Genomic DNA, 23,226 nt, shown 5'->3' with positions numbered 1-23,226 from the left:
ACGTACCTCCAAACACCAAAAGGACAAGCACATGATGAAGGGTCAACTGGCCGGCCTGATGAAGCAGGCCCAAGCCATGCAGGACAACATGAAGAAGGCCCAGGCGGAGCTGGCCAACATCGAGGTGGAAGGCCAATCGGGCGCTGGCCTCGTCAAGGTTGTGATGACCTGCAAGAACGATGTGCGCCGGGTCACCATCGACCCTAGCTTGCTGGCCGACGACAAGGACATGCTGGAAGACCTGGTGGCTGCCGCCGTGAACGACGCGGTGCGTCGGGCCGAGGCCCTGAGCCAGGAAAAGATGAGCAAGATCACCGCTGGCATGCCGCTGCCCCCCGGCATGAAGATGCCGTTCTGAGCACGCCCAAGGTGCCCGACACCTCGCTCGAGACATTGATCGAGGCCTTGCGCAAGCTGCCGGGCGTCGGGGCCAAGTCGGCCCAGCGCATGGCCTTTCACCTGCTGCAGCACGACCGCCCGGGCGCGCTGCAGCTGTCTCGCGCGCTGGACACGGCCGTCACTTCGGTGCGGCATTGCGCGCGGTGCAACACGTTCACCGAAGAGCCCATCTGCGGCATCTGCCTGGACCCGGCCCGCGACGCGCACCAGCTGTGCGTGGTGGAGACGCCTGCAGATCAAGCCACGCTGGAGCGCACCGGCAGCTACCGCGGGCTCTACTACGTGCTGATGGGCCGGATGAGTCCGCTCGACGGCATCGGCGCCCGAGAGGTGGGTGCCTCCAACCTGCTGGACCGTGCGCTCGACGGCGTGGTGTCCGAGGTCATCCTGGCCACCAGCTTCACCGCTGAAGGTGAGGCAACCTCGCACGTGCTGTCCGAGGCCCTCAAGCTGCGCGGCATCCGCGTGACGCGCCTCGCACGGGGTGTGCCGGCGGGCAGCGAGCTGGAGTACGTCGATCTGTCGACCATCGCGCACGCGCTGGTGGATCGGCGCTGATCACGCCGTCGACCGGCTCAGGTGGTCGGCGGCGGCAGGTGCGCCCTCAGACGCACCTGCCGCTTTCAAGCATCAGTGATCTGCCAGGCGGATGGCCGCGCGGTTGCGCGGCGCCGGCGTCTTGGCAGCACCACTGGTGCGCGCAGGTGCCGCCTTGACCGTTGGCTTGGCAATGGCCACCGCAGTGGCCTTGCCCTTGCCGTTCGCAGCCGGCTTTGCCGCAGCGGGCGCAGGTCGGGCCGCAGCCACCTTGGTGGCATTCGGCACAAACACGACGATTGCGCTGCCGGCCTTGAACGTGCCGTTGGGCGCCACCTTGTTCCAGCTGGCCACCTGGGCCGGCGTGGTTCGATAGCGCTTGGCGATCGAGGCGACCGTCTCACCCTTCTTGCCAGCCTTCAGCGTGACCTTCTTCAGCGGAGGAACATCCGGCGCCAGGGCGATGGAGGCATGGTCAGCCACGTGTTCAGAAACGTCAGCGGTGCGGGTAGCGCTGCGCGGCACCAGCAAGGTGGAGCCCGCCTTCACCAGCATCTTCGGCGGAATGCGGTTGACGTCGCGCAGCTGCGCTTCGCTCATGCCAACTTCCTTGGCCGCCTCGGCTGGACGCAGGGTTTTGGGGGCCACCCAGGCCGTCCAGGTGGCCAGCTGTCCGCGGTGGTTGCGCAGCTTTTCAACGAAGCTCGCCGCGTTCTCGTACGGCAGCAGCACCTGCTCGGTGCCGGCCGCCAGGATGACGGGCTTGTTCATCTGCGGGTTCAGCGACTTGAACTCATCGAGCGACACGCCGGCCAGCTTGGCGGCGAGGTCCACGTCGATGTCGCGCTCGATCGGCACGCTCAGGAAATACGGGTGGTTCTTCAGCGCGGGCAGCTCCAGCTTGTACTGGTCCGGCTGCATCACGATGTTCTTCACCGCCTGGAGCTTGGGCACGTACTGCCGGGTCTCGTCGGGCATCTTCAGGCTGGCGTAATCGGTGGGAAGGCCGGCCTTCTGGTTGCGGGTGATGGCGCGCTGCACATTGCCCTGGCCCCAGTTGTAGGCGGCCAGTGCCAGGTGCCAGTCACCAAACATGTCGTGCAGCCGGTCGAGGTAGTCCAGCGCTGCGCGGGTGGACGCCAGCACGTTGCGCCGGTCGTCGCGGAAGACGTTCTGCGTCAGTGAGTAGTCTTTGCCCGTCGATGGAATGAACTGCCACATGCCCGAGGCCTTGGCGGTAGACATGGCCTGCGGGTTGAACGCGCTTTCGATGAAGGGCAGCAACGCCAGCTCGGTAGGCATGTTGCGCTTCTCGATCTCCTGCACCACATGGAACAGGTAGCGGCCGCCGCGCTCGGTCATGCGTTTGACGTAGTCGGGCCGGGTGGCGTAGTACTGCTCGAAGCGCCGCACGTAGTCGTCGTCAAGGTCAGACATCGTGAAGCCACGGCGCACACGCACCCACAGGTCGCGGTTGGCCGTCTTGTCGTCGAGGTTGACGGGTTGGTCCGGGTTCAGAGGGTCGATGGGGGCGGTCACCATCGTCTCGTCCTGCGAGCCGGCCACGGCTTGCGTGGTCGTGGCCAGAACGGGCGGCTGGGCCACGGGAGCTGCTTCTGCCGGAGCCGCAGCGGCATCCAGCAGCAGCTGCGTGCCAGGCGCGCGCGCCACCTGGCGGGCTGCACCGGTGCCAGCGGGCGATGTCGCTTGCATCGGTGGCAGCGGCGTGGAGGCGCAACCCGACAGCAGCGTTGCGGCGGCCAGTGCAAATGCGCCCAGGCGGAAGGTGGAGCGGAGGATGTCGGTCATCGGTAGGAGTTTTTCCATTCGCGCAAGGCGGCAAACACGTCGTCGCCTTGTCGGCTGGCAGCACCGCGCCCAAGCGCAGCGTTGATCAGGGCCGGCTGGTCACAGCGCAGGAACGGGTTGATCTGAAGTTCCAGCCCGAGGCTGGAGGGCAGGGTGGGCAGGCCTTGGGCCCGCACCTGGGTGCACTGCTGAACGTAGCTGGCCAGTGCGGCGTTGTCAGGGTCTACCTCGCTGGCGAAGCGCAGGTTGGACAGTGTGTATTCGTGGGCGCAGCATATCTGCGTGTTGGCAGGCAGCGCAGCCAGCACTTGCAACGAGGCGTTCATCTGCGCGGGCGTGCCTTCGAACACGCGGCCGCAACCACCTGAAAACAGGGTGTCGCCGCAGAACAAGCGGGCTGGCCCGCCAGCGGGCATGGCCATCAGGTAGGCCAGGTGGCCGAGGGTGTGGCCGGGCACTGGCAACACCGAGATGTCATGGCCTGCCCACGTCAACCGTTCGCCACCTGCCACCACGGTGACCGGGGCCGGCAGCTTAGCTTCGGCGGGGGCGAACAAGGGGCCCTGCAGGCGGGGCAGCAGCGACGCAACCCCACCGATGTGATCGGCATGGTGATGCGTCACTAGAATGGCCGTGAGGGCCAGTCCTTGCTGGTCAAGCCAGTGTTGCACCGTCGGCCCATCCCCCGGATCTACCACCAGGGCCTGTTGCCCGTCGTGACATATCCAGATGTAGTTATCGGCGAAGGCGGGCAGGGCGACCAGAGTCATGACAGGTGAAACGTCGATTATAGAGTTCGAGGCTTGGTTGAGGAGCCCGCCGGGCAGGTACCTGCTGGCCTGGGAGCAGGCCTTGCTGGATGCCGCCGTGGCCGATCTGTTCGGCTTTCACGCCCTGCAGCTCGGGCTGCCCGAGCTTGATGGGTTGCGAGCCAACCGCATGCCACAGCGGTGGTGCGCGCGGCTGTCCACGGGCATTGCCACGCAGACAGACTCGCTTGAAGCGGTCGAGGTTCCCCTGGACGTGGCCATGTTGCCAACGCCGGGCGGATTGATCTGCACGCCCGAGTGCCTGCCATTCCCGGATCAATCACTGGACCTGGTGGTGATGCCGCACACCCTGGAGTCTGCAGCCGACCCGCATCAGGCGCTGGCCGAGGTCTGCCGGGTGCTGCGGCCGGAAGGGCGGGTAGTCATCATCGGCCTGAACCCGGCCAGCCTGTGGGGCCTGCGCCAGCATGTGGGCCATTTCCGGCAGCAGGTGCTCGGGGGCGAAGCCCCGCTGTTCCTGCCGAACACCGGCGAGTTCCTCGGCTACTGGCGCCTGCGGGACTGGTTGAAATTGCTCAACTTCGAGATCGGCCCGGGCCAGTTTGGCTGTTATCGTCCGCCCCTTTCTTCACCCCGCTGGCTGGAGCGGATGGCGTGGATGGAGCGCACCGGAGATCGGTGGTGGCCGGTGCTGGGCGCCGTCTACGCCATCAGCGCCGTCAAGCGGGTGCGCGGCATGCGACTGGTGGGCCTGGCCCGCCGGGAAGCGCCGGCACCGCGCGTGGGCAAAGCCGCGGTCGCGAACCGCACGACACGTCAGAACAAGCACACATGAGTCAAGTCACGATCTACACAGACGGCGCCTGCAAGGGCAACCCGGGGCCGGGCGGCTGGGGCGCCTGGATGCGCGCCGGCGAGCACGAAAAAGAGCTGTGGGGCGGTGAGCCGCTGACCACCAACAACCGCATGGAATTGACGGCGGTGATCGAATCGCTGGCGACCCTGAAGCGGCGTTGCGTCGTGGCGGTCTATACCGACAGCGAATATGTCCGCAACGGCATCATGACCTGGATCCACAACTGGAAGAAGCGCGGCTGGCGCACGGCCGACGGCAAGCCGGTGAAGAACGTCGAGCTGTGGCAGCGGCTGGACGGCCTGGTGCAGCAGCATGACGTGGCATGGCACTGGGTCAAGGGCCACGCGGGTGATCCGGGCAACGAGCGCGCCGATGCGCTGGCCAACCGGGGCGTGACCTCCAGCTCCAGCTGAAAGACCGGCGGCGCCTCAGCCGCCGATGTAGTGCATCTCCACCCGCTGGCCGCCTGCGTTTCGCGTGGGGGCCGACTGGCTGCGCAGCTCGGAATACCGGTCCTGTCGCGCGTGCCAGACGCCGCCAATGGCTGAGGCCAGGTCCGTATCGCTCACGCCGTTGCGCAGCAGTGCGCGCAGGTCGTGGCCCTGGTTGGCGAACAGACAAAGGAACAACTTGCCCTCGGTGGACAGCCGCGCGCGGTTGCAATCCTGGCAGAACGCCTGGGTGACGCTGGAGATGAAGCCCACCTCGCCGCGGCCATCGTCATAGCGCCAGCGCTCGGCCGTCTCGCCAGTGGCCGTGGCCTGCATCGGCGACAGCGGCCAGTGCTCACCGATGCGCTTGACCAGCTCAGCCGACGGCAAGACATCGTCCATGCGCCAGCCATTGGTGGCGCCAACATCCATGTACTCGATGAAGCGCAGCACCACTTGGCCGTCGTAGTGGTCGCGGAAGTGGCGCGCCATGGCCACCACTTCATGGTCGTTCGTTCCGCGCTTGACGACCATGTTCACCTTGATCGGGCCGAGGCCTGCGGCCAGGGCGGCATCAATGCCTGTCAGCACCTCCGCAACCGGAAAGCCCACGTCGTTCATGCGCTGGAAGATGTCATCGCTCAGCGCATCCAGGCTGACCGTGACCCGCCGCAAGCCGGCGTCCTTCAAGGCCTGCGCCTTGCGAGCCAGCAAGGAGCCGTTCGTGGTGAGGGTGATGTCGAGTGGCTCGCCGTCCGGCGTGCGCAATTCGGCCAGCATGCCGATCAGGATCTCGAGGTTCTTGCGCAGCAGCGGCTCGCCGCCCGTCAACCGGAGCTTCACGACACCGTGGGCCACGAAGAGCCGGGCCAGGCGGGTGATTTCCTCGAAGCTCAGCAGCGCATCCTGCGGCAGGAACTGGTGGTGCTTGTCGAAGACATCCTTCGGCATGCAGTAGCTGCAGCGAAAGTTGCACCGATCGGTGACCGAGATGCGCAGATCGCGAAGCGGCCGCCCCAGGGTATCTGCCAGCAAGCCGGTAGGCAGTACCGGAACGGCAGGAATGTGCGGCACCGGGTGTGCGGTGCGGCCATCAATCAACGGAATCACTTTGTCGCCCATCAGGCGATTGTGCCGTGCCAGCGATACCCCCGCAGGGCAGGGATCACAGGGGCTTGCCCGAAGTCAGGGCGTGGTGCGGGGCTGCTCGCCCACCACCGGTGCGCGGCGCGCGCCGTTGAAGCGGCGGACCCAGTATTCCTGGCGCATGTCTTCCACGCGTACTTCACTGCCGCTGCGCGGGGAGTGAATGAACTTGCCGTCACCGACATAGATGCCCACGTGCGAGAACGTGCGCTTCATGGTGTTGAAGAAAACCAGATCACCGGGCTTGAGGTCTTCCTGGCGAATCTGCAGCAGGCCGGGCAGTGAGGCCTGCTCGGCTGCGCGGCGGGGCAGCAGCATGCCCACGCTGTTCTCGAAGATGTGGCGGGTGAAGCCGGAGCAATCAAAGCCCTCTTCGGCGCTGCTGCCGCCGCGGCGGTAGCGCACGCCGATGAAGTTCATCGCCGTCAGGACCAGGTCGGAGGCCTTGTCGCGCACCTGCCCAAGCAGCGTCACGTCGCCGTTCGTCGACGCAGCGTCCAGCAGCCCCCGCTCCTGGAGCAGGCGCATGACAGCATCTTGAGGAGGAACATCGGGCGCCGCTTGCGCTGCCTGCCCCAACAGCAAAGCCGCTGTCAGCGCACAGACGCGAGGGGCAGAGGCCAGTAAAACACCAGCGGCCCGGAAGGGGTTGATACCTTGCACGGGCCGCAGGATAGACGCCCCGTTCTGGGGTGTCAACCGGAAATTCCAATAAAAACAAGTACTTGGAAAAGTTCCCTGTACGTGAAAGCCCTTACAGCACCTCGGATGCGAAGTCAGCCAGGCGCGAACGCTCGCCCCGCGCCAGGGTCACATGGCCCGAATGTGGCCAACCCTTGAAACGATCCACCGCGTAGGTCAGGCCCGATGAGCCTTCGGTCAGGTAGGGCGTGTCGATCTGCGCCAGATTGCCCAGGCAGACGATCTTCGTGCCCGGGCCGGCCCGGGTGATCAGCGTCTTCATCTGCTTGGGCGTCAGGTTCTGCGCCTCGTCGATCAGCACGAACTTGTTCAGGAAGGTGCGACCGCGCATGAAGTTCAAGCTCTTGATCTTGATCTTGCTGCGCACGAGGTCATTGGTGGCTGCGCGTCCCCATTCGCCTGCAGAGTTGTCGCTCTTGGCCAGCACTTCGAGGTTGTCGTCGAGCGCGCCCATCCACGGGCTCATCTTCTCTTCCTCGTTGCCCGGCAGGAAGCCGATGTCCTCACCGACCGGCACGGTGACGCGGGTCACGATGATTTCGGTGAACCGGCGGTCTTCCATGACCTGCGACAGGGCGGCGGCGAGCGTCATCAGCGTCTTGCCCGTGCCGGCGGTGCCGGTCAGCGTGATGAAGTCGCACTCCGGGTCCATCAGCAGGTTGAGGGCGAAGTTCTGCTCGCGGTTGCGGGCCGTGACGCCCCAGATCGAGTGCTTGGCGTTCGTGTAGTCACGCAGGGTCTTGAGCACCGCGGTCTTGCCGGTGATTTCCGAGACGCGGGCATACAACGGGGCCTCGCCCGGCACTTCCAGGTAAACGAACTGGTTCACCATCAGCGCAGGAATCAGCGGACCGCTGATACGGTAGTACGTGTGCCCACCCTGGCTCCAGCTCTCCATGGTCTTGCCATGGCGGTCCCAGAAATCGGCCGGCAGCTGCAGCACGCCGGTGTAGAGCAGGTCACCGTCGTCGAGCGTCTTGTCGTTGAAATAGTCTTCAGCGGCCAAGCCCAGTGCACGCGCCTTGATGCGCATGTTGATGTCTTTCGACACCAGCACGACCTGGCGCTGCGGGAACTGCTCGCAGAGCGACTGCACCACGCCCAGAATCTGGTTGTCAGCCTTGCCCTGCGGCAGGCCGGCGGGCAGTTTGGTCTCAAGGAAGGTCGTCTGGAAGAAGAGCTTGCCGAGGGCTTCGCGGTGGCCGGTCTTGCTCAGCGGCAGGCCTTCGGCCGGGTCGAGCTTGCCGTCACCCGCCAGCGCATCGAGCTCGCGGCTGACCTGGCGCACGTTGCGCGACACCTCGCTCATGCCCTTCTTGTGGCCGTCCAGCTCTTCGAGCGTGATCATTGGCAGGTAGATGTCATGCTCATCGAAACGGTAGAGCGACATCGGGTCATGCATCAACACATTGGTGTCGAGCACAAACAGCTTGGCAGGCCCCGTGCTGCGCGGCTTGCGCGGCTTGGGCTGCACGGCAGGGCGCAGTGGGGCGGAGGTGGCGGGCAGGGTGGTCTTGGGTGTTCGGGCGGCAGCCGGCTTCGGGGCCACGGCCGCAACCGGCTCGGGCGGGTCTTTGCGCAATTCCATCACCGGTGCCTGCGGCTCCTGTCGGGCGCTGGTGGCGCGCGACGAAGATCGTGATGCCTTCGGGGCTGCTTGTGCTTCAAAGGCAGCAGCGGGCAGGATGGTGGCGCGTGTGGCTGGCGGCTTGGGCAGGGGCATGAGGGCAGGTCGACCTGGTTGGGTTTCAGCAATAAAAAAGCCGCACAGGGGCCTGTGCGGCTTTTTCTGAGGTGCGCGACATGAAGTTCTCGTGCATGAATTGATTATGCACAGATCAGATGACAGCTCTCGGGGCTGTTGCGGCGCTGCACCAGACATGAAAAAGCCGACTCGATGGTCGGCTTTTTTGCCAAGATGGAAGGCTGTTTGCAGCCTTCTCACCTCCGCGAAAGGTGTCAGGCGGTCAGCTTCAGGTCTTGAACGGCCTTCAGCACTTCCTCGACGTGGCCTGCCACCTTGATGCCGCGCCATTCCGCACGGAGAACACCCTTGGTGTCGATCAGGAAGGTGGAGCGCTCGATGCCCTTGACCTTCTTGCCGTACATGATCTTGTTCTTGACGACGCCGAACATGTGGCAGAGCTTTTCTTCGGTATCAGCGATCAGCTGGAAGGGCAGCTCCAGGTTCTGCTTGAACTTGTCATGCGACGCCATGTTGTCGCGCGACACGCCGAACACCACGGCGCCAGCCGCCACGAACTCGGCGTGCTGGTCGCGGAACTGCATGGCTTCGGTGGTGCAGCCAGGCGTGTTGTCCTTGGGGTAGAAGTACAGCACCACTGCCTTGCCGTGAAAAGCCTGGGGCGTGAACTTCACACCGCCGGTGGCTTGAGCTTCGATGTCCGGGAGGGATTTGTTGAGTGCTGGCGTCATGAGGATCTTGACTTCTGCTGGCGCCTTGGAAAGGCATAGCCAGCGATTATAGATTGTTGTGTGAGGTTGTCCTCGCCCCGAAGGCGGGAGTGACGTTTACGATGCCGGGTTGTCTTGTTCTGCCGGCGCTTGGCCGACCATGAACGCACCCAGCACCTTGCGGCCTTCATTGACCAGCACGTTGTACGTGCGGCAGGCCGCTGCGGTGTCCATGGTTTCAATCCCGATGCGGTGCTCGATCAGCACCCGGTATTGAGCCGGTGACACAAACGACAGCTTGGCCCCTGAGCCGAGAATCACGAGCTCCGGCTTGAAAGCCAGCATCTGCTCGAAATGCTCGGGCCGCAAATCACTCGTCTGCCAAGCCGCCCAGGGCGCAACCGTGCCCACCCAGGGCACGAGCAAGCTCGATTCGAACGGTGTCTGATGAACCCAGATGCGGCTGGCCTCAAGCCGCGAGATGGCATTCACGCCGTCCAGGGTGTCTGGTTGGAACTTCAATCGGTCTCCTTGTACGCCCGATCCGGCCAGATCATTGGGCACCGACGACATTCAGCGGCCCGACCGGACCGCCGCACCTGCCTCGATGACAGGTGGCCTATGGTTAAATTATAGGTTTTTGCGGCGCAACATTCCTTTAGGAGACACCGGTTGAAACCGATCGCCAAGTCCAGCAAGCTCGCCAACGTCGGCTATGACATCCGTGGACCGGTGCTGGACAAGGCACGTCAGATGGAGGAAGAGGGCCACAAGATCATCAAGCTGAACATCGGCAATGTGGCCGCGTTCGGTTTGATGCCGCCGGACGAAATCGTCCAGGACATGATCCGCAATCTGCCTGACGCTGCCGGCTACACCGACTCCAAGGGCCTGTTTGCCCCCCGCAAGGCGGTGGTGCATTACTGCCAGGAAAAGAAGATCGCCGGCGTCACCGTTGACGATGTTTACCTGGGCAATGGCGCCTCCGAGCTGATCGCGATGAGCATGAACGCGCTGCTGGACGGCGGCGACGAAGTGCTGATTCCGTCACCGGATTACCCGCTGTACACCGCCGTGGTGTCGCTGTCGGGTGGCACGCCGGTGCACTACCGCTGTGACGAAGCCAGTGGCTGGATGCCCGACCTTGATGACATGCGCGCGAAGATCACGCCGCGCACCAAGGCGATGGTCCTGATCAACCCGAACAACCCGACCGGCGCGCTCTACCCGCGCGAGGTGCTGGAAGGCATGGTCGAGATCGCGCGGCAGCACCATCTGGTGGTCTTTGCCGACGAGATCTACGACAAGACCCTGTTTGACGGCGAGACCCACACGAGCATTGCCTCACTGGCGGACGACGTCCTGTTCCTGACCTTCAACGGTCTGTCGAAGAACTACCGCAGCTGTGGCTACCGCGCCGGCTGGATGGTGGTCTCCGGCAACAAGAAGCGCGCGAAGGATTACATCGAGGGGCTGAACATGCTGGCCTCGATGCGCCTGTGCGCCAACACGCCCGGCCAGCTGGCCATCCAGACTGCGCTGGGCGGGTATCAAAGCATCAAGGACCTGGTGGCCCCTGGCGGCCGCCTGGCCCGGCAAAGGGATCTGGCCTACGACCTGTTGACCAAGATCCCGGGCGTGAGTGTCGTCAAACCCAAGGCGGCGCTGTACATGTTCCCTCGACTGGATCCGGCGCTCTATCCGATCGCCGATGACCAGCAGTTCGCCTACGAGTTGTTGGCGGAAGAAAAGGTGCTGATCGTGCAGGGCACAGGCTTCAACTGGCCGACCCCTGACCATTTCCGCATCGTTTTCCTGCCGAACACCGACGACCTGGCCGAGGCGATCGGGCGCATTGCCCGCTTCCTCGAGAACTACCGCAAACGTCACGCGGCCTGAACTTTTTGAATTGAATCCTCTCGTGAACAACGCCATCAAACCCATCCAAGTCGGCCTCATGGGCCTGGGCACCGTCGGCAGCGGCGTGTTTCATGTGCTGACCCGCAACCAAACCGAAATCCAGCGCCGCGCCGGTCGTGGCATCGAGCTGGCTCAGGTGTCCCGCCGCAACCTGGCGGCCGCCCGCGAGATCGTCGGTGACGCCGTGCAGATCGTGGCCGATGCCCGCGAGATCGTCGCCAACCCCGACATCGACATCGTCGTCGAGCTGATCGGTGGCACCGGCATTGCCCGCGAGCTGGTGCTCGAGGCCATTGCCGCCGGCAAGCATGTGGTCACCGCGAACAAGGCCTTGCTGGCCGTTCACGGCACGGAAATCTTTGCTGCGGCCAGCGCCAAGGGCGTGGTGGTGGCGTTTGAAGCGGCCGTGGCCGGTGGCATTCCCATCATCAAGGCCCTGCGTGAAGGCCTGACCGCCAACCGCATTGAGTGGATCGCCGGCATCATCAACGGCACGACGAACTTCATCCTGTCCGAGATGCGCGACAAGGGCCTGGACTTCGACGTGGTGTTGAAGGAAGCCCAGCGCCTGGGCTACGCCGAAGCCGACCCGACCTTCGACATCGAAGGCGTGGACGCGGCGCACAAGGCCACCATCATGAGCGCCATCGCGTTTGGTGTGCCGGTGCAGTTCGACAAGGCCCATGTGGAGGGCATCACCCAGCTGTCGGCCATCGACATCCGCTACGCCGAACAACTGGGCTACCGCATCAAGCTGCTGGGCATCACGAAGAAGCGCGACGCCGGCATCGAGCTGCGCGTGCACCCGACGCTGATCCCGTCCAAGCGCCTGATCGCCAATGTGGAAGGTGCGATGAACGCCGTGGTGGTGCAGGGCGATGCCGTGGGCACCACGCTGTATTACGGCAAGGGCGCAGGCTCCGAGCCGACCGCGTCTGCCGTGGTGGCCGACCTGGTTGACATCACCCGTCTGCACACGGCCGACCCCGAGCACCGCGTGCCGCATCTGGCCTTCCGCGCCGATGCGCTGGCGGACACCCCGATCCTGCCGATCGACCAGGTGCAGACGGCGTTCTACCTGCGCCTGCGCGTGGCGGACGAGGCCGGCGTGCTGTCGAGCATCACCACCATCCTGGCCGACAACGACATCTCCATCGATGCCGTGCTGCAGCGCGAAAGCGCCGATGGCGAGAAGCAGACCGACCTGATCATCCTGACGCACGACACCATCGAAGGCCGCATGCGCGCCGCGCTGGCCAAGATGCAAGCCCTGCGCACCGTGCTGGCTCCGATCGTCAGCCTGCGCAAGGAAGAGCTGGCATGAAGTACATCAGCACCCGCGGCGACCGCACCGAACGCGGCTTCTGCGACATCCTGCTGGAAGGTCTGGCGCCGGACGGCGGCTTGTACCTGCCCGTGGCCTACCCGAAGGTGGACGACGCCACGCTGACCCGCTGGCGCGGCCTGAGCTACGCCGAGCTGGCCTTCGAAGTGCTGTCGCTCTACATCGACGACATTCCGGCCGATGACCTGCGCCGCCTGGTCAGCAAGACCTACACCGCCGAGGTGTTCGGCTCGGAAGCCATCGTGCCGGTGCGCAAGCTGGGTGAATCCGGCCTGTGGATCGAAGCCCTGTCCAACGGCCCGACGCTGGCCTTCAAGGACATGGCGATGCAGTTGCTGGGCAACCTGTTCGAGTACGAACTGGGCCGCCGCGGCGAAGAGCTGAACATCCTGGGCGCCACCTCGGGCGACACCGGCAGCGCCGCTGAATACGCGATGCGCGGCAAGCAGGGCGTGCGTGTGTTCATGCTCAGCCCGAACGGCCGCATGAGCCCGTTCCAGCAGGCCCAGATGTTCAGCCTGCAAGACGCGAACATCCACAACATCGCCGTTGAAGGCGTGTTCGATGACGCACAGGACATCGTCAAGGCTGTCTCGAACGACCTGGCGTTCAAGCGCAAGTACAAGATCGGCACGGTCAACTCCATCAACTGGGCGCGCTTGCTGGCCCAGGTGGTTTACTACTTCGCCGGCTACTTCCAGGTCACGTCGAAGAACACCGAGCAGGTGAGCTTCACGGTGCCCTCGGGCAACTTCGGCAACGTGTGCGCCGGCCATGTGGCACGCATGATGGGCTTGCCCGTCAAGCACCTGGTGGTGGCCACGAACGAAAACGACGTGCTCGACGAGTTCTTCCGCACCGGCTCGTACCGGGTGCGCCAGGGCGCCGAAACCCACGAAACCTCCAGCCCGTCGATGGACATCTCGAAGGCCTCGAACTTCGAGCGCTTCGTTTATGACCTGCTGGGCCGTGACGGCGAACGCACCCGCCACCTTTTCCACACCGAGATCAGCCGTGCCGGCGCCTTCACCCTGACGGGTGCGGAGTCGGGCCGCATCGGCAGCTTCGGCTTCCAGAGCGGCCGCAGCACGCACGTCGATCGGCTGAACACCATCCGCAGCACCTATGAGCGCTTCGGCAGCCTGGTGGACACCCACACGGCTGACGGTGTGAAGGTGGCGCTGGAGCGGGTTGAAGCAGGTGTGCCGATGATCGTGCTGGAAACTGCCTTGCCGGCCAAGTTCGCAGAAACGATCCGCGAAGCGGTGGGCGTTGAGCCCGAACGGCCGGCCGGCCTCGGCGACATCGAAAGCCTGCCCAAGCGCTTCACCGTGATGCAGCCCGACACCGATCTGGTGAAGGCCTTCGTTGCGCGCCACTGCGACTGAGCCAGGCCCTGAACGCTGACAAGACCGCTGACATGGCCGCCGACAAGACCACCGACAACACCGCCCGCGCGCCGTTGATGACACTGGACGAAGTGCTGGCCCGCGTGGTCGCGGTCGCCCATGCGGCCCGTATCACCGATGTGGAGGCCCTGAGCACCTTCGGTGCGCTGGGCCGCACCCTGGCAAGCGACATCACCTCGGCGCTGGACGTGCCGCCCGCCGACAACACGTCGATGGACGGTTATGCCATGCGTGCGGCTGACGTACCCCAGCCCGGCGTGGTGCTGCCGGTCAGTCAGCGCATTCCTGCCGGTGTGGTCGGCCAGCCCTTGCTGCCCGGCACGGCCGCGCGCGTCTTCACCGGCGCGCAGGTGCCCGCCGGGGCCGACTGCGTGGTGATGCAGGAGCAGTGCGTCGCCCAGCCATCCAACGATGGCGGTCTGGGTAGCGTGGTGGTGAACACGGTGCCCGCACAAGGCCAATGGGTGCGCCGGCAGGGCGAAGACGTGCGCTTCGGCGCCGTCGTGCTGCGTGCCGGCACCCGCCTGACGCCGCAGGCGCTGGGCTTGGCCGCAGCGGTGGGTGCGGCGCAGGTCAACGTGGTTCGGCGTCCGCGCGTGGCCTTGTTTTCCACCGGTGACGAGCTGGTGATGCCGGGCGAGCCGCTCAAGCCTGGCGCCATCTACAACTCCAACCGCTTCACGCTGCGCGGTTTGCTGGAAGCGGCCGGCTGCGAGGTTCAAGACCTGGGCATCGTGCCGGACCGGCTGGACGCCACTCGCGAGGCCTTGCGCGCCGCGGCCATCGGCAATGACTTGATCCTCACCTCCGGCGGCGTGTCGGTGGGGGAAGAAGACCACCTGCGCCCGGCTGCTGCGGCCGAGGGCCACATTGCCCTGTGGCAGATGGCCGCCAAACCGGGCAAGCCACTCGCCTTTGGCGGTGTGCGGCGCGACACCGATGACAAGGCCGGCGAGGCCTTGTTGATGGGCCTGCCGGGCAACCCGGTGTCGAGCTTCATCACCTTCCTGCTGGCCGTGGCGCCGGTGCTGCGTGCCCTGCAAGGTGGCTCGGGCCAGTGGCCTGTTGCCTTGCCCTTGCGCGCCGCGTTCGACTGGCCCAAGCCCGACAAGATCCGCCGTGAATTCATGCGGGCCCGCCTGAACGCGGAAGGGCAGGTTGAACTTTTCCCCAACCAGAGCTCCGGCGTGCTCACCTCTGCCGTGTGGGCCGATGGCCTGATCGACAACCCGGCGGGCTGCGTCATTCGCCCGGGCGACACGGTCCGTTTCCTGCCCTTGGCCACCCTGATAGGCGCCTGAGCCCCATGCCCACCATCCGACTGAAGTTCTTTGCCTCGCTGCGTGAAGCGCTCGGCCCCACCGGCCAGATCGAGCTGCCGGCCGGCAGCACGGTGGGTCAGGCGCGTGATGCCTTGATCGCCCTCGGTGCCCCGCACAGCGAGGTGCTGGCCCGTGGCCGCGCCGTGCGCGCTGCGCTGAACCAGACGCTGTGCGATGAGCCCGCCGTGCTGAGTGACGGCGATGAACTGGCCTTTTTCCCGCCCGTGACTGGCGGCTGAGCACACACCCATGACCACGCCTCGCGTCGCCATCCAGACCGCTGATTTCGACCTCAGCGCCGAAGTGCTGGCCCTGCGCAACGCCGACCCCGGCGTGGGTGCCGTGGCCAGCTTTGTCGGCACCGTGCGTGACAACAACGACGGCGCTGGCGTCAGCGCGATGGAGCTCGAGCACTATCCGGGCATGACCGAGAAGGCCATCGAGCAGATGATCGATGAAGCCTTCCGGCGCTTCGATTTGCGGGGCGCGCGCGTCATCCACCGCGTGGGGCCGCTGTTGCCGCGTGACCAGATCGTGCTGGTGGTGGTCAGCTCGGCCCACCGCGGCCAGGCGTTTCAGGCCTGCGAGTTCCTGATGGACTATCTGAAGACCCAGGCACCGTTCTGGAAGAAGGAAACCACGCCCAATGGCGCACGCTGGGTTGATGCCCGCGTCAGTGACGATGCTGCCCTGGCCCGCTGGGGCATCCAGGGCTCGAACGCCGCGTCGGCATGAGCTTTGCCGCCAGCACCCCTTGGTTGACGGCCGCCGTGGCTCTCGGCGGCGCCACGGGGTCGGTGCTGCGCTGGCGCGTCGGCCTGTGGCTGAACCCGCTGGCCTTGCCGTTTGCCGCGGGCACGCTGGCCGTGAACTGCGTCGGCGGCTTGCTCATCGGCTTCTCGCTGGTCTGGTTCCAGCGCTGGCCTGATGAGTTGGCGCGTCTGGCACTGGTCACCGGTTTGCTGGGCGGGCTGACCACTTTTTCCGCATACTCCGCTGAATCACTGCAGTTGTTGATTCGCGGCGACTGGCTGCTGGCCGTAGGCCACACCCTTGCGCACGTTGCGGGTGGCCTGGTTTGTGCTGCGCTGGGCTGGGGCCTGGGCCGCTGGCTGCTGGCCTGAATCCATTCACCGCTGGTGGCCTTGTGCGGCCAGCGCCTTCCATTCGAATTCCGACACCTCATGCTCATTGAACCCAAGGCCCTTCGCTCCGCGCTGGGGCGATTCGCCACCGGTGTCACCATCATTACCTGCCGCGATGCTGCCGGCCAGCCGGTGGGCCTGACGGCCAACTCGTTCAATTCGCTGTCGCTCGACCCGCCGCTGGTGATGTGGGCCCTGCGCAATGCCAGCAGCCACCTGATCGACTTCCAGAAAGCCACGCACTTCGCCGTGAACGTGCTGGCCGAGGACCAGATCGGGCTCTCTCGCCGCTTTGCCAGCCCCGTGCCTGACCGCTTCGCCGAAGGCACCTGGACGGACGGGCAGGGCGGTGTGCCTGTGCTGGCCAACTGCACGGCCGTGTTCGAGTGCCACAGTGACCGCCACCATGCCGCCGGTGACCATGTGCTGTTCATCGGCCGGGTGCTGGCCCTGCACCAGGCGGATCTGCCACCCTTGCTGTTCCACGCCGGCAACTACCACCAGCGCGGCGCGGCGCTGTGAAGCCTGATGCCGGTTTGACCCAGCGCAAACCGGCACCATGCTGAGTTGAGCGGCAGAAGATGGGGGCTTGAAAACAGCGCCTGCCGCCTCACGTCAGACGCAACAGGAGGTTTCATCCATGCGTCTCGACAAACTCACCACTGCCTTTCAGCACGCGCTGTCCGAAGCCCAGAGCCTGGCCGTTGCGCGCGACAACCCCTACATCGAGCCCAGCCATGTGCTGGCCGCGATGCTGGCCCAGCCCGACGGCCCCAAGGCCTTGCTGGAGCGTGCCGGCGCCGACACCGCGGCCCTGAAGACCGCCATGGAGACCGCCAACGCTGGCCTGCCGAGCGTGCAGGGCGGTGGCCAGACGCAGGCGGGCCGTGATCTGGTGCAACTGCTGCAGCAGGCGGACAAGGAGGCTGGCCAGCGCGGGGACCAGTTCATCGCCAGCGAGATGTTCCTGCTGGCCCTGGCCGATGCGCGCAACGACATCGGCGGCGTGGTGCGTGGCCACGGCCTGACGCGCAAGTCGCTCGAGACGGCGATCACCGCCGTTCGTGGCGGGCAAAGCGTGGATTCGGCCGAGTCGGAAGGCCAGCGCGAAGCGCTCAAGAAGTACACGCTGGATCTGACAGAGCGCGCCCGCCAGGGCAAGCTCGACCCCGTCATCGGCCGAGACGACGAAATCCGGCGCGCCATCCAGGTGCTGCAGCGCCGCACCAAGAACAACCCGGTGCTGATCGGTGAGCCCGGTGTGGGCAAGACCGCCATCGTCGAAGGCCTGGCCCAGCGCATCGTCAACGGGGAAGTGCCTGACACCCTGAAAGACAAGAAAGTGCTGGTGCTGGACATGGCCGGCTTGTTGGCCGGTGCCAAGTACCGCGGTGAGTTCGAAGAGCGCCTCAAGGCCGTGCTGAAGGAAGTGGCGCTGGACGAAGGCCGCATCATCCTGTTCATCGACGAGCTGCACACCATGGTCGGCGCCGGCAAGGCCGAGGGCGCGATGGACGCCGGCAACATGCTCAAGCCCGCGCTGGCGCGTGGCGAGCTGCATTGCATCGGCGCCACCACGCTGAACGAGTACCGCAAGTACGTGGAGAAGGACGCCGCCCTTGAGCGTCGCTTCCAGAAGGTGCTGGTGGACGAGCCGAGCGTCGAGGCCACCATCGCCATCCTGCGCGGCTTGCAGGAGAAGTACGAGATCCACCACGGCGTGGAGATCACCGACCCGGCCATCGTGGCTGCGGCCGAGCTGAGCCACCGCTACATCACCGACCGCTTCCTGCCCGACAAGGCGATCGACCTGATCGACGAGGCGGCGGCCAAGATCAAGATCGAGATCGACTCCAAGCCCGAGGTGATGGACAAGCTCGACCGCCGGCTGATCCAGCTGAAGATCGAGCGTGAAGCCGTGCGCAAGGAGACCGATGAGGCCTCGCAGAAGCGCATGGGGCTGATCGAGGAAGAGATCGTCAAGCTGCAGCGCGAATACGCTGATCTGGACGACATCTGGCGTGCTGAAAAGGCGTCGGCCCAGGGCTCGGCCCAGGTGAAGGAAGAGATCGACCGGATCAAGTCTCAGATCGAGGACTGGAAGCGCAAGGGTGATTTCAACCGCGTGGCCGAGTTGCAATACGGCAAGTTGCCTGAGCTGGACAAGAAGCTGAAGGACGCCCAGGCCAAGGAATCTGCCAAGGCTGCGGGCGCCAAGAGCGGTACCGGCGGGCCGCAGTTGCTGCGCACGATGGTGGGCGCGGAAGAAATTGCTGAGGTGGTGTCTCGCGCCACCGGCATTCCGGTGTCGAAGCTGATGCAGGGCGAGCGCGACAAGCTGCTGCAGATGGAAGCGCGGCTGCACGAGCGCGTGGTGGGCCAGGACGAGGCCATCAACGCGGTGGCCGATGCGATTCGCCGCAGCCGGGCGGGCTTGTCTGACCCCAACCGCCCGCTGGGCAGCTTCCTCTTCCTCGGCCCGACCGGCGTGGGCAAGACCGAGCTCTGCAAGGCCTTGGCGGGTTTCCTGTTCGACAGCGAAGAGCACATGATCCGCGTCGACATGAGCGAGTTCATGGAGAAGCACTCGGTGAGCCGCCTGATTGGCGCGCCTCCGGGGTACGTTGGCTACGACGAAGGGGGCACGCTGACCGAAGCCGTGCGCCGCAAGCCGTACAGCGTGCTGCTGCTCGACGAGGTCGAGAAGGCCCACCCGGATGTGTTCAATGTGCTGCTGCAGGTGCTGGACGACGGCCGCCTGACCGACGGCCAGGGCCGCACGGTGGACTTCAAGAACACGGTGATCGTGATGACCAGCAACCTGGGCTCGCACCTCATCATGTCGATGGCCGGCCAGGACAGCGAGCTGATCCGCGACGCGGTGTGGGGCGAGGTGAAGCAGCATTTCCGCCCCGAGTTCCTGAACCGCATTGACGAGACCGTGGTCTTCCATGCGCTCGACGAAGCCAACATCCAGGCCATCGCGAAGATTCAGCTGAAGATCCTGGAGTCGCGCCTGAGCAAGATGGACATGGGGCTGGATGTGTCGGCCGAGGCTCTGGCGGAAATCGCCAAGGTCGGGTTCGATCCGATGTTTGGTGCCCGTCCGCTCAAGCGCGCCATCCAGCAGCGCATCGAGAACCCGGTGTCGCGGCTCATCCTGGAAGGGCGTTTCGGGCCGAAGGATGTCATCCCGGTCAATGTGGTCGACGGCGCCTTCAGCTTCGAGCGTGTGGTGCACTGACGACTGGCACCCGTGCCCGGCTTGAGGGCCGGCGTGGCACCGGGGTAAGCTTGTATGTCTGAACGAAACGGCCGGGCCCATGCTCGGCCGTTTTCAATTCCGCAACCGGCTTCCCGCAGCACGCCCCGCGAACGACACGCAGGCCACATCTGCGCAGGCGCCGCGCAACCTTTCGCCCACACCCCCGCCCAAACACGCCGCTCGCTCCATGCTCCTGCCTGACCTGCCGCCCTCGGAGGCCCCCACGCCCACCCCCGTGGTGTTGAATCTCACCATTGAGAACGCGCTCGTGGAGGACGGGGCGCACATGGGCTTGCTTGGCCTGTCGTACCGCCGACGATTCACGCCGGAATGGTCAGGCGGCGTGGCGGTTTACAGCGCCACCACCGGCACCCATGGCGGCTTCTTCGGCTTCGGCTTGCAGGGCGCCTGGCATGCGCCTCTCGAGCGCTGGTTGGGGCCGGAGTGGCACGGTGAAGCTGGCGCTTTCGCCGGCGGCGGTGGCGGCAGCCCGGGCTGGGTGGCGGGCGGGCTGATGCTGCGCAGCCACGCGGAAATCAGCCGTGATGCAAAACCCTTCCGCCTCGGGCTGGGGGTCAGCCGGATCGTGTTCAAGGACGGCCGCGCGCGCAGCACCCACCCCTATCTCAGCGTGCAATGGGACACCGCCAGCTTCATCGGCCCGGCGTTTTCCGACACCGTGGTGCCTGCCGTTGCTGGCATGCGCGCCTTGCCGCAAGAGCTGGCGGCCATCGGTGGTGTTTACCAGCCGCGCAAGTCACCACGCCGCGACGGCACCGGCGGCACCCCGGCCTTGCAGTTCGGCGGGCTGGCCTGGCGCCAGGGCCTGGCCACATCACCCTGGCTCGGCGCGCAGCCCTACGCCAGCTTGATGACCCTGGGCGCGATGGGCGGCGGATATGACGGCTACGCCGAGTTGTCAGGCGGCCTGGGCCTGCGCTGGCAGATGGGCCCGCAGTGGCAACTTCGCGCAGAAGGCCTGATCGGCTCAGCCGGCGCCGGTGCCACGGTCGACACGGGCGGCGGGCTGCTGGCCAAGACCGGCGCCGCCGCTGTCTGGACACCGAGCCCGGGCTGGTCGATGGGCGCCTATGCCGGCCTGCTGAAGACCCGTGGCCTGTTCAGCGCCCGCGAGTTGCGGCTGGAGTTGGGCTGGCAGGGCATCGACTGGCAACCAGTGCCTGGCGACCGTTTGGCGATGACTGATACGTTCAGTCCGTCACACGCGCCACAAGCGGCCGCGGCTGGCGCCTGGTCGCCCTGGGGCGTGTCCACCAGCTGGAAGCATTACAGCGGCACCGTGCGCGAAGTGGGGCCGCCCCAACACGTGCCGGTGCTGGGGCTGAAGCTGGAGCGCGCGCTGACGCCCAACTGGCGCGTGCTGGCTGAGGCCGGCACGGCGGTGGGGGGCATGGCCGGCGGCTACGCCACGGGCCAGCTCGGGGCAGGCTGGATGCAGGCGCGCCAGCCCGGCGCATGGCGCTGGGGCGCAGAGGCCTCACTGGGCGCCGCTGGCGGCGGCAACGTGGATGTCAACGGCGGCCTGTTCGCGCAGGCGCAGCTGCAACTGCGTCGTGAATTTGCGCCCGGCTGGTCGTGGCAGCTGGACGCCGGCCAGCTGCGCACCGTGCGCGGCGGCTTGAAATCACAGATGGTGGGCGTCAGTCTGGTGAGCGAGTTCGGACGACTGCAAGCCCCTTGACCACGCTGCCAGGGGGTGCAGGGCGCCCACCTACAATCGCGGCAGTTTCATGACAGCGCGCGCTGGCGCGAAGGACCCCATGCATCAAGGGCAAGAGAGTGCCGCCGACAACCTGCCGGTCGTGATCGTTGGCGCAGGCTTGGCGGGTTTGACCGTCGCCCTGCACCTGGCCTCCAAGGGCCAACCCGTCACCGTGCTGGCCAAACGCAGCCTGGGCGAGGGCGCCACCGCGTGGGCCCAGGGCGGCATCGTGGGTGTGCTGGGCTCGGACGACAGCGTGGATTCGCATGTGCGCGACACCCAAGACGCAGGCGCTGGCCTGGTCGATGAACAGACCGCGCGCTTCATCGCCGGCAACAGTGCGCAGGCCATCGAATGGCTGATGGCCCAGGGCGTACCGTTTTCACCTGACCCCGACGGCCCGCTCGGCCTGCACCTGACGCGCGAAGGCGGTCACGCCGTGCGCCGCATCGCGCATGCTGCCGATGCCACCGGCAAGGCCATCCACGACTCGCTGCTGGGCCAGGCCCGCGCGCATCCGCTGGTCACGCTGCGTGAACGCTGGATGGCGCTGGACGTCATCACCGACCGCCACCTGAAGCGTCCGGCTGCACACACCAGCTGCCACGGCTTGTACGCGCTCGACATCGACGCGCAGAAGGTGGAAACACTGCCGGCCCGTGCCGTGGTGCTGGCCACCGGTGGCGTGGGCAAGGTGTACCGCTACACCAGCAACCCCGAAACCGCCACGGGCGACGGCATTGCCATGGCCTGGCGCGCCGGCTGCCGGGTGAGCAACATGGAGTTCATCCAGTTCCACCCGACCTGCCTGTACCACCCGCAGGAGCGCACCTTCCTCATCACCGAAGCGCTGCGCGGCGAAGGCGCCGTTTTGCGCTTGCCGGACGGCACCCGATTCATGGCTGACCACGATGAGCGCGGTGAGCTGGCCCCGCGCGACATCGTCGCTCGGGCGATCGACTTCGAGATGAAGAAGCACGGCGTCGACCATGTGTGGCTCGACGCCACGCACCTCGGCGACGAGTTCCTGCGCGAGCACTTCCCGACCATCCATGCGCGCTGCCTGTCACTCGGCATCGACATTGCCAAGTCGATGATCCCGGTGGTGCCGGCGGCCCATTACACCTGTGGCGGCGTGGTCACCGACCTGTCTGGCCGCAGCGACTTGCCCGGCCTGTTTGCCGTGGGCGAAGCCACCTACACCGGTCTGCATGGCGCCAACCGCCTGGCCAGCAACTCGCTGCTCGAATGCGTGGTCATCGGCCGCACCTGCGCCGACGCCATCCTGCAGACCGAAGCCGCGACGCGCCGCAAGTTGCCGGATTGGGACGAGAGCCTGGTCGAGAACGCGGATGAGCAGGTGGTCATCGCCCACAACTGGGACGAGCTGCGTCTGCTGATGTGGAATTACGTGGGCATCGTCCGCACGACCCGGCGCCTCGAGCGCGCGCGTCACCGCATCAAACTGCTCAAGGAAGAGATCGAGGACTACTACGCCAACTTCAAGGTCACCCGTGACCTGCTGGAGTTGCGCAATCTGGTGGTGTGTGCCGAGCTGATCGTGCGATCAGCACTGATGCGGCACGAGAGCCGCGGCCTGCATTTCAGCCGCGACTTCCCGTACACCCTGCCGGTGAGTTTCCCGACCGTGCTGACGCGCAAGGCACGCAGCCACGATTGAGGGTGGGCGGCTGCGGCCGCTCAGCGGCGCGCGCGCATGGCGTTGCGCGCCTGCACGAAGCCCATGGCGAATTCCACCGCCTCGATCACCGAGCGCTCTGACTCGGTCCGCTCGTGTTCGGTCTGGAAAAACGCCAGATCCACATCGTGGCGGATGTAGCGCGGCGGCAGCCGGTTCAACGCGACGCAGGCGATGTCCGCCAGTGTGTCGTCGTTGTCCAGCAGGTGAGGGAAGTGCTGGGCCTGTGCCTGCACTTCGGCAAACACGGCTTTTTCGTACCAGTTGTGGATAGAGGCGATGTCCATGGCACCAGTCTGCCGTGGCTGCGTGGGGTCCATCCGTGAAAAAGCC

Annotated in this window: 23 protein-coding genes; 15 read left to right on the top strand and 8 right to left on the bottom strand. The window is 65.9% G+C overall.

What is annotated here, in order from left to right:
* Positions 1-31: 31 nt before the first annotated feature.
* Together AACH00_RS19220 and recR are read left to right on the top strand one after the other, a co-directional pair.
* Positions 32-358, top strand: a complete 327-nt coding sequence (locus AACH00_RS19220; RefSeq protein WP_341400797.1) for a YbaB/EbfC family nucleoid-associated protein — start codon at positions 32-34, stop codon at positions 356-358.
* Positions 359-369: 11 nt separating this feature from the next.
* The gene (gene recR / locus AACH00_RS19215) at positions 370-957 is read left to right on the top strand and encodes a recombination mediator RecR (protein WP_341400796.1); all 588 of its coding nucleotides are present in this window, start codon (positions 370-372) and stop codon (positions 955-957) included.
* A gap of 72 nt (positions 958-1,029) precedes the next feature.
* Here the strand turns inward: recR and AACH00_RS19210 are convergent, their stop codons facing one another.
* Positions 1,030-2,745: a transglycosylase SLT domain-containing protein gene (locus AACH00_RS19210; protein ID WP_341400795.1), complete on the bottom strand. Its 1,716-nt coding sequence runs from the start codon at positions 2,743-2,745 to the stop codon at positions 1,030-1,032.
* Entirely contained in the window at positions 2,742-3,515 is a 774-nt protein-coding gene (gloB, locus tag AACH00_RS19205; RefSeq protein WP_341400794.1) for a hydroxyacylglutathione hydrolase, read from the bottom strand. The genes AACH00_RS19210 and gloB overlap by 4 nt, the downstream gene beginning before the upstream one ends.
* 37 nt (positions 3,516-3,552) lie before the next feature.
* On the opposite strand from gloB, the gene AACH00_RS19200 reads away from it, so the two are divergent.
* Entirely contained in the window at positions 3,553-4,350 is a 798-nt protein-coding gene (locus AACH00_RS19200; protein WP_341400793.1) for a class I SAM-dependent methyltransferase, read from the top strand.
* Positions 4,347-4,784, top strand: a complete 438-nt coding sequence (gene rnhA, locus AACH00_RS19195; RefSeq protein ID WP_341400792.1) for a ribonuclease HI — start codon at positions 4,347-4,349, stop codon at positions 4,782-4,784. Before AACH00_RS19200 ends, rnhA begins: the two co-directional genes overlap by 4 nt.
* Positions 4,785-4,799: 15 nt before the next feature.
* On the opposite strand, the gene moaA is transcribed toward rnhA, so the two are convergent.
* The 5 genes from moaA to AACH00_RS19170 all read right to left on the bottom strand — a co-directional run bounded on the left by moaA (position 4,800) and on the right by AACH00_RS19170 (position 9,587).
* Positions 4,800-5,924 carry a GTP 3',8-cyclase MoaA gene (gene moaA / locus AACH00_RS19190; RefSeq protein WP_341400791.1) on the bottom strand — a complete coding sequence of 375 codons (1,125 nt, stop codon included), beginning with the start codon at positions 5,922-5,924 and terminating at the stop codon, positions 4,800-4,802.
* Between the two features lie 63 nt (positions 5,925-5,987).
* The gene (locus tag AACH00_RS19185; protein WP_341400790.1) at positions 5,988-6,476 is read right to left on the bottom strand and encodes a C40 family peptidase; all 489 of its coding nucleotides are present in this window, start codon (positions 6,474-6,476) and stop codon (positions 5,988-5,990) included.
* A gap of 226 nt (positions 6,477-6,702) precedes the next feature.
* The gene (locus tag AACH00_RS19180; RefSeq protein ID WP_341400789.1) at positions 6,703-8,373 is read right to left on the bottom strand and encodes a PhoH family protein; all 1,671 of its coding nucleotides are present in this window, start codon (positions 8,371-8,373) and stop codon (positions 6,703-6,705) included.
* A gap of 236 nt (positions 8,374-8,609) precedes the next feature.
* Positions 8,610-9,086, bottom strand: coding sequence for a peroxiredoxin (locus AACH00_RS19175; RefSeq protein ID WP_341400788.1), 477 nt, complete (start codon positions 9,084-9,086; stop codon positions 8,610-8,612).
* Between the two features lie 96 nt (positions 9,087-9,182).
* Positions 9,183-9,587 (bottom strand): Mth938-like domain-containing protein, encoded by a 405-nt coding sequence (locus AACH00_RS19170; protein WP_341400787.1) that lies wholly within the window; start codon positions 9,585-9,587, stop codon positions 9,183-9,185.
* Positions 9,588-9,737: 150 nt separating this feature from the next.
* Here AACH00_RS19170 and AACH00_RS19165 point away from each other — a divergent pair, with 150 nt between their 5' ends.
* The 11 genes from AACH00_RS19165 (at position 9,738) to nadB (ending at position 22,875) form a co-directional block, all read left to right on the top strand.
* Positions 9,738-10,964: a pyridoxal phosphate-dependent aminotransferase gene (locus AACH00_RS19165; protein ID WP_341400786.1), complete on the top strand. Its 1,227-nt coding sequence runs from the start codon at positions 9,738-9,740 to the stop codon at positions 10,962-10,964.
* A gap of 34 nt (positions 10,965-10,998) precedes the next feature.
* Complete coding sequence (locus tag AACH00_RS19160; protein ID WP_341400809.1) at positions 10,999-12,309, top strand: homoserine dehydrogenase; 1,311 nt, start codon at positions 10,999-11,001, stop codon at positions 12,307-12,309.
* Positions 12,306-13,718: a threonine synthase gene (gene thrC / locus AACH00_RS19155; RefSeq protein ID WP_341400785.1), complete on the top strand. Its 1,413-nt coding sequence runs from the start codon at positions 12,306-12,308 to the stop codon at positions 13,716-13,718. Before AACH00_RS19160 ends, thrC begins: the two co-directional genes overlap by 4 nt.
* A gap of 32 nt (positions 13,719-13,750) precedes the next feature.
* A complete protein-coding gene (locus AACH00_RS19150; protein ID WP_341400784.1) occupies positions 13,751-15,040 on the top strand; it encodes a molybdopterin molybdotransferase MoeA in 1,290 nt (429 codons plus the stop codon).
* A gap of 5 nt (positions 15,041-15,045) precedes the next feature.
* Positions 15,046-15,300 carry a MoaD/ThiS family protein gene (locus AACH00_RS19145; RefSeq protein ID WP_341400783.1) on the top strand — a complete coding sequence of 85 codons (255 nt, stop codon included), beginning with the start codon at positions 15,046-15,048 and terminating at the stop codon, positions 15,298-15,300.
* Between the two features lie 10 nt (positions 15,301-15,310).
* Entirely contained in the window at positions 15,311-15,796 is a 486-nt protein-coding gene (moaE, locus tag AACH00_RS19140; protein ID WP_341400782.1) for a molybdopterin synthase catalytic subunit MoaE, read from the top strand.
* The gene (locus tag AACH00_RS19135; protein ID WP_341400781.1) at positions 15,793-16,185 is read left to right on the top strand and encodes a CrcB family protein; all 393 of its coding nucleotides are present in this window, start codon (positions 15,793-15,795) and stop codon (positions 16,183-16,185) included. Before moaE ends, AACH00_RS19135 begins: the two co-directional genes overlap by 4 nt.
* Before the next feature lie 60 nt (positions 16,186-16,245).
* A complete protein-coding gene (locus AACH00_RS19130; protein ID WP_341400780.1) occupies positions 16,246-16,728 on the top strand; it encodes a flavin reductase family protein in 483 nt (160 codons plus the stop codon).
* 118 nt (positions 16,729-16,846) lie between these two features.
* The gene (gene clpB, locus AACH00_RS19125; protein ID WP_341400779.1) at positions 16,847-19,450 is read left to right on the top strand and encodes an ATP-dependent chaperone ClpB; all 2,604 of its coding nucleotides are present in this window, start codon (positions 16,847-16,849) and stop codon (positions 19,448-19,450) included.
* Positions 19,451-19,658: 208 nt separating this feature from the next.
* Positions 19,659-21,173: a hypothetical protein gene (locus AACH00_RS19120; protein ID WP_341400778.1), complete on the top strand. Its 1,515-nt coding sequence runs from the start codon at positions 19,659-19,661 to the stop codon at positions 21,171-21,173.
* A gap of 79 nt (positions 21,174-21,252) precedes the next feature.
* On the top strand, positions 21,253-22,875 hold the full coding sequence (gene nadB, locus AACH00_RS19115; RefSeq protein WP_341400777.1) for an L-aspartate oxidase: 1,623 nt from the start codon (positions 21,253-21,255) through the stop codon (positions 22,873-22,875).
* Positions 22,876-22,895: 20 nt separating this feature from the next.
* Here nadB and AACH00_RS19110 read toward each other — a convergent pair whose 3' ends face one another.
* Positions 22,896-23,180 carry a late competence development ComFB family protein gene (locus AACH00_RS19110; RefSeq protein ID WP_341400776.1) on the bottom strand — a complete coding sequence of 95 codons (285 nt, stop codon included), beginning with the start codon at positions 23,178-23,180 and terminating at the stop codon, positions 22,896-22,898.
* Positions 23,181-23,226: the final 46 nt, after the last annotated feature.

Origin of the sequence: Ideonella margarita (assembly GCF_038066635.1) — a bacterium.
Taxonomy (GTDB): domain Bacteria; phylum Pseudomonadota; class Gammaproteobacteria; order Burkholderiales; family Burkholderiaceae_C; genus Ideonella; species Ideonella margarita.
The sequence above is the reverse complement of the archived record's forward strand: the minus strand, read 5'-3'. Positions and strand labels throughout refer to the sequence as shown.

What these genes read in the sequence shown, in the direction of transcription:
- AACH00_RS19220 (WP_341400797.1), top strand. Translation starts at nt 32, where the DNA reads ATGATGAAGGGTCAACTGGCCGGCCTGATGAAGCAGGCCCAAGCCATG.
- AACH00_RS19210 (WP_341400795.1), bottom strand. Translation starts at nt 2,745, where the DNA reads ATGACCGACATCCTCCGCTCCACCTTCCGCCTGGGCGCATTTGCACTG.
- gloB (WP_341400794.1), bottom strand. Translation starts at nt 3,515, where the DNA reads ATGACTCTGGTCGCCCTGCCCGCCTTCGCCGATAACTACATCTGGATA.
- rnhA (WP_341400792.1), top strand. Translation starts at nt 4,347, where the DNA reads ATGAGTCAAGTCACGATCTACACAGACGGCGCCTGCAAGGGCAACCCG.
- moaA (WP_341400791.1), bottom strand. Translation starts at nt 5,924, where the DNA reads ATGGGCGACAAAGTGATTCCGTTGATTGATGGCCGCACCGCACACCCG.
- AACH00_RS19185 (WP_341400790.1), bottom strand. Translation starts at nt 6,476, where the DNA reads ATGCGCCTGCTCCAGGAGCGGGGGCTGCTGGACGCTGCGTCGACGAAC.
- AACH00_RS19180 (WP_341400789.1), bottom strand. Translation starts at nt 8,373, where the DNA reads ATGCCCCTGCCCAAGCCGCCAGCCACACGCGCCACCATCCTGCCCGCT.
- AACH00_RS19175 (WP_341400788.1), bottom strand. Translation starts at nt 9,086, where the DNA reads ATGACGCCAGCACTCAACAAATCCCTCCCGGACATCGAAGCTCAAGCC.
- thrC (WP_341400785.1), top strand. Translation starts at nt 12,306, where the DNA reads ATGAAGTACATCAGCACCCGCGGCGACCGCACCGAACGCGGCTTCTGC.
- AACH00_RS19150 (WP_341400784.1), top strand. Translation starts at nt 13,751, where the DNA reads ATGGCCGCCGACAAGACCACCGACAACACCGCCCGCGCGCCGTTGATG.
- AACH00_RS19145 (WP_341400783.1), top strand. Translation starts at nt 15,046, where the DNA reads ATGCCCACCATCCGACTGAAGTTCTTTGCCTCGCTGCGTGAAGCGCTC.
- moaE (WP_341400782.1), top strand. Translation starts at nt 15,311, where the DNA reads ATGACCACGCCTCGCGTCGCCATCCAGACCGCTGATTTCGACCTCAGC.
- AACH00_RS19135 (WP_341400781.1), top strand. Translation starts at nt 15,793, where the DNA reads ATGAGCTTTGCCGCCAGCACCCCTTGGTTGACGGCCGCCGTGGCTCTC.
- AACH00_RS19130 (WP_341400780.1), top strand. Translation starts at nt 16,246, where the DNA reads ATGCTCATTGAACCCAAGGCCCTTCGCTCCGCGCTGGGGCGATTCGCC.
- clpB (WP_341400779.1), top strand. Translation starts at nt 16,847, where the DNA reads ATGCGTCTCGACAAACTCACCACTGCCTTTCAGCACGCGCTGTCCGAA.
- AACH00_RS19120 (WP_341400778.1), top strand. Translation starts at nt 19,659, where the DNA reads ATGCTCCTGCCTGACCTGCCGCCCTCGGAGGCCCCCACGCCCACCCCC.
- nadB (WP_341400777.1), top strand. Translation starts at nt 21,253, where the DNA reads ATGCATCAAGGGCAAGAGAGTGCCGCCGACAACCTGCCGGTCGTGATC.
- AACH00_RS19110 (WP_341400776.1), bottom strand. Translation starts at nt 23,180, where the DNA reads ATGGACATCGCCTCTATCCACAACTGGTACGAAAAAGCCGTGTTTGCC.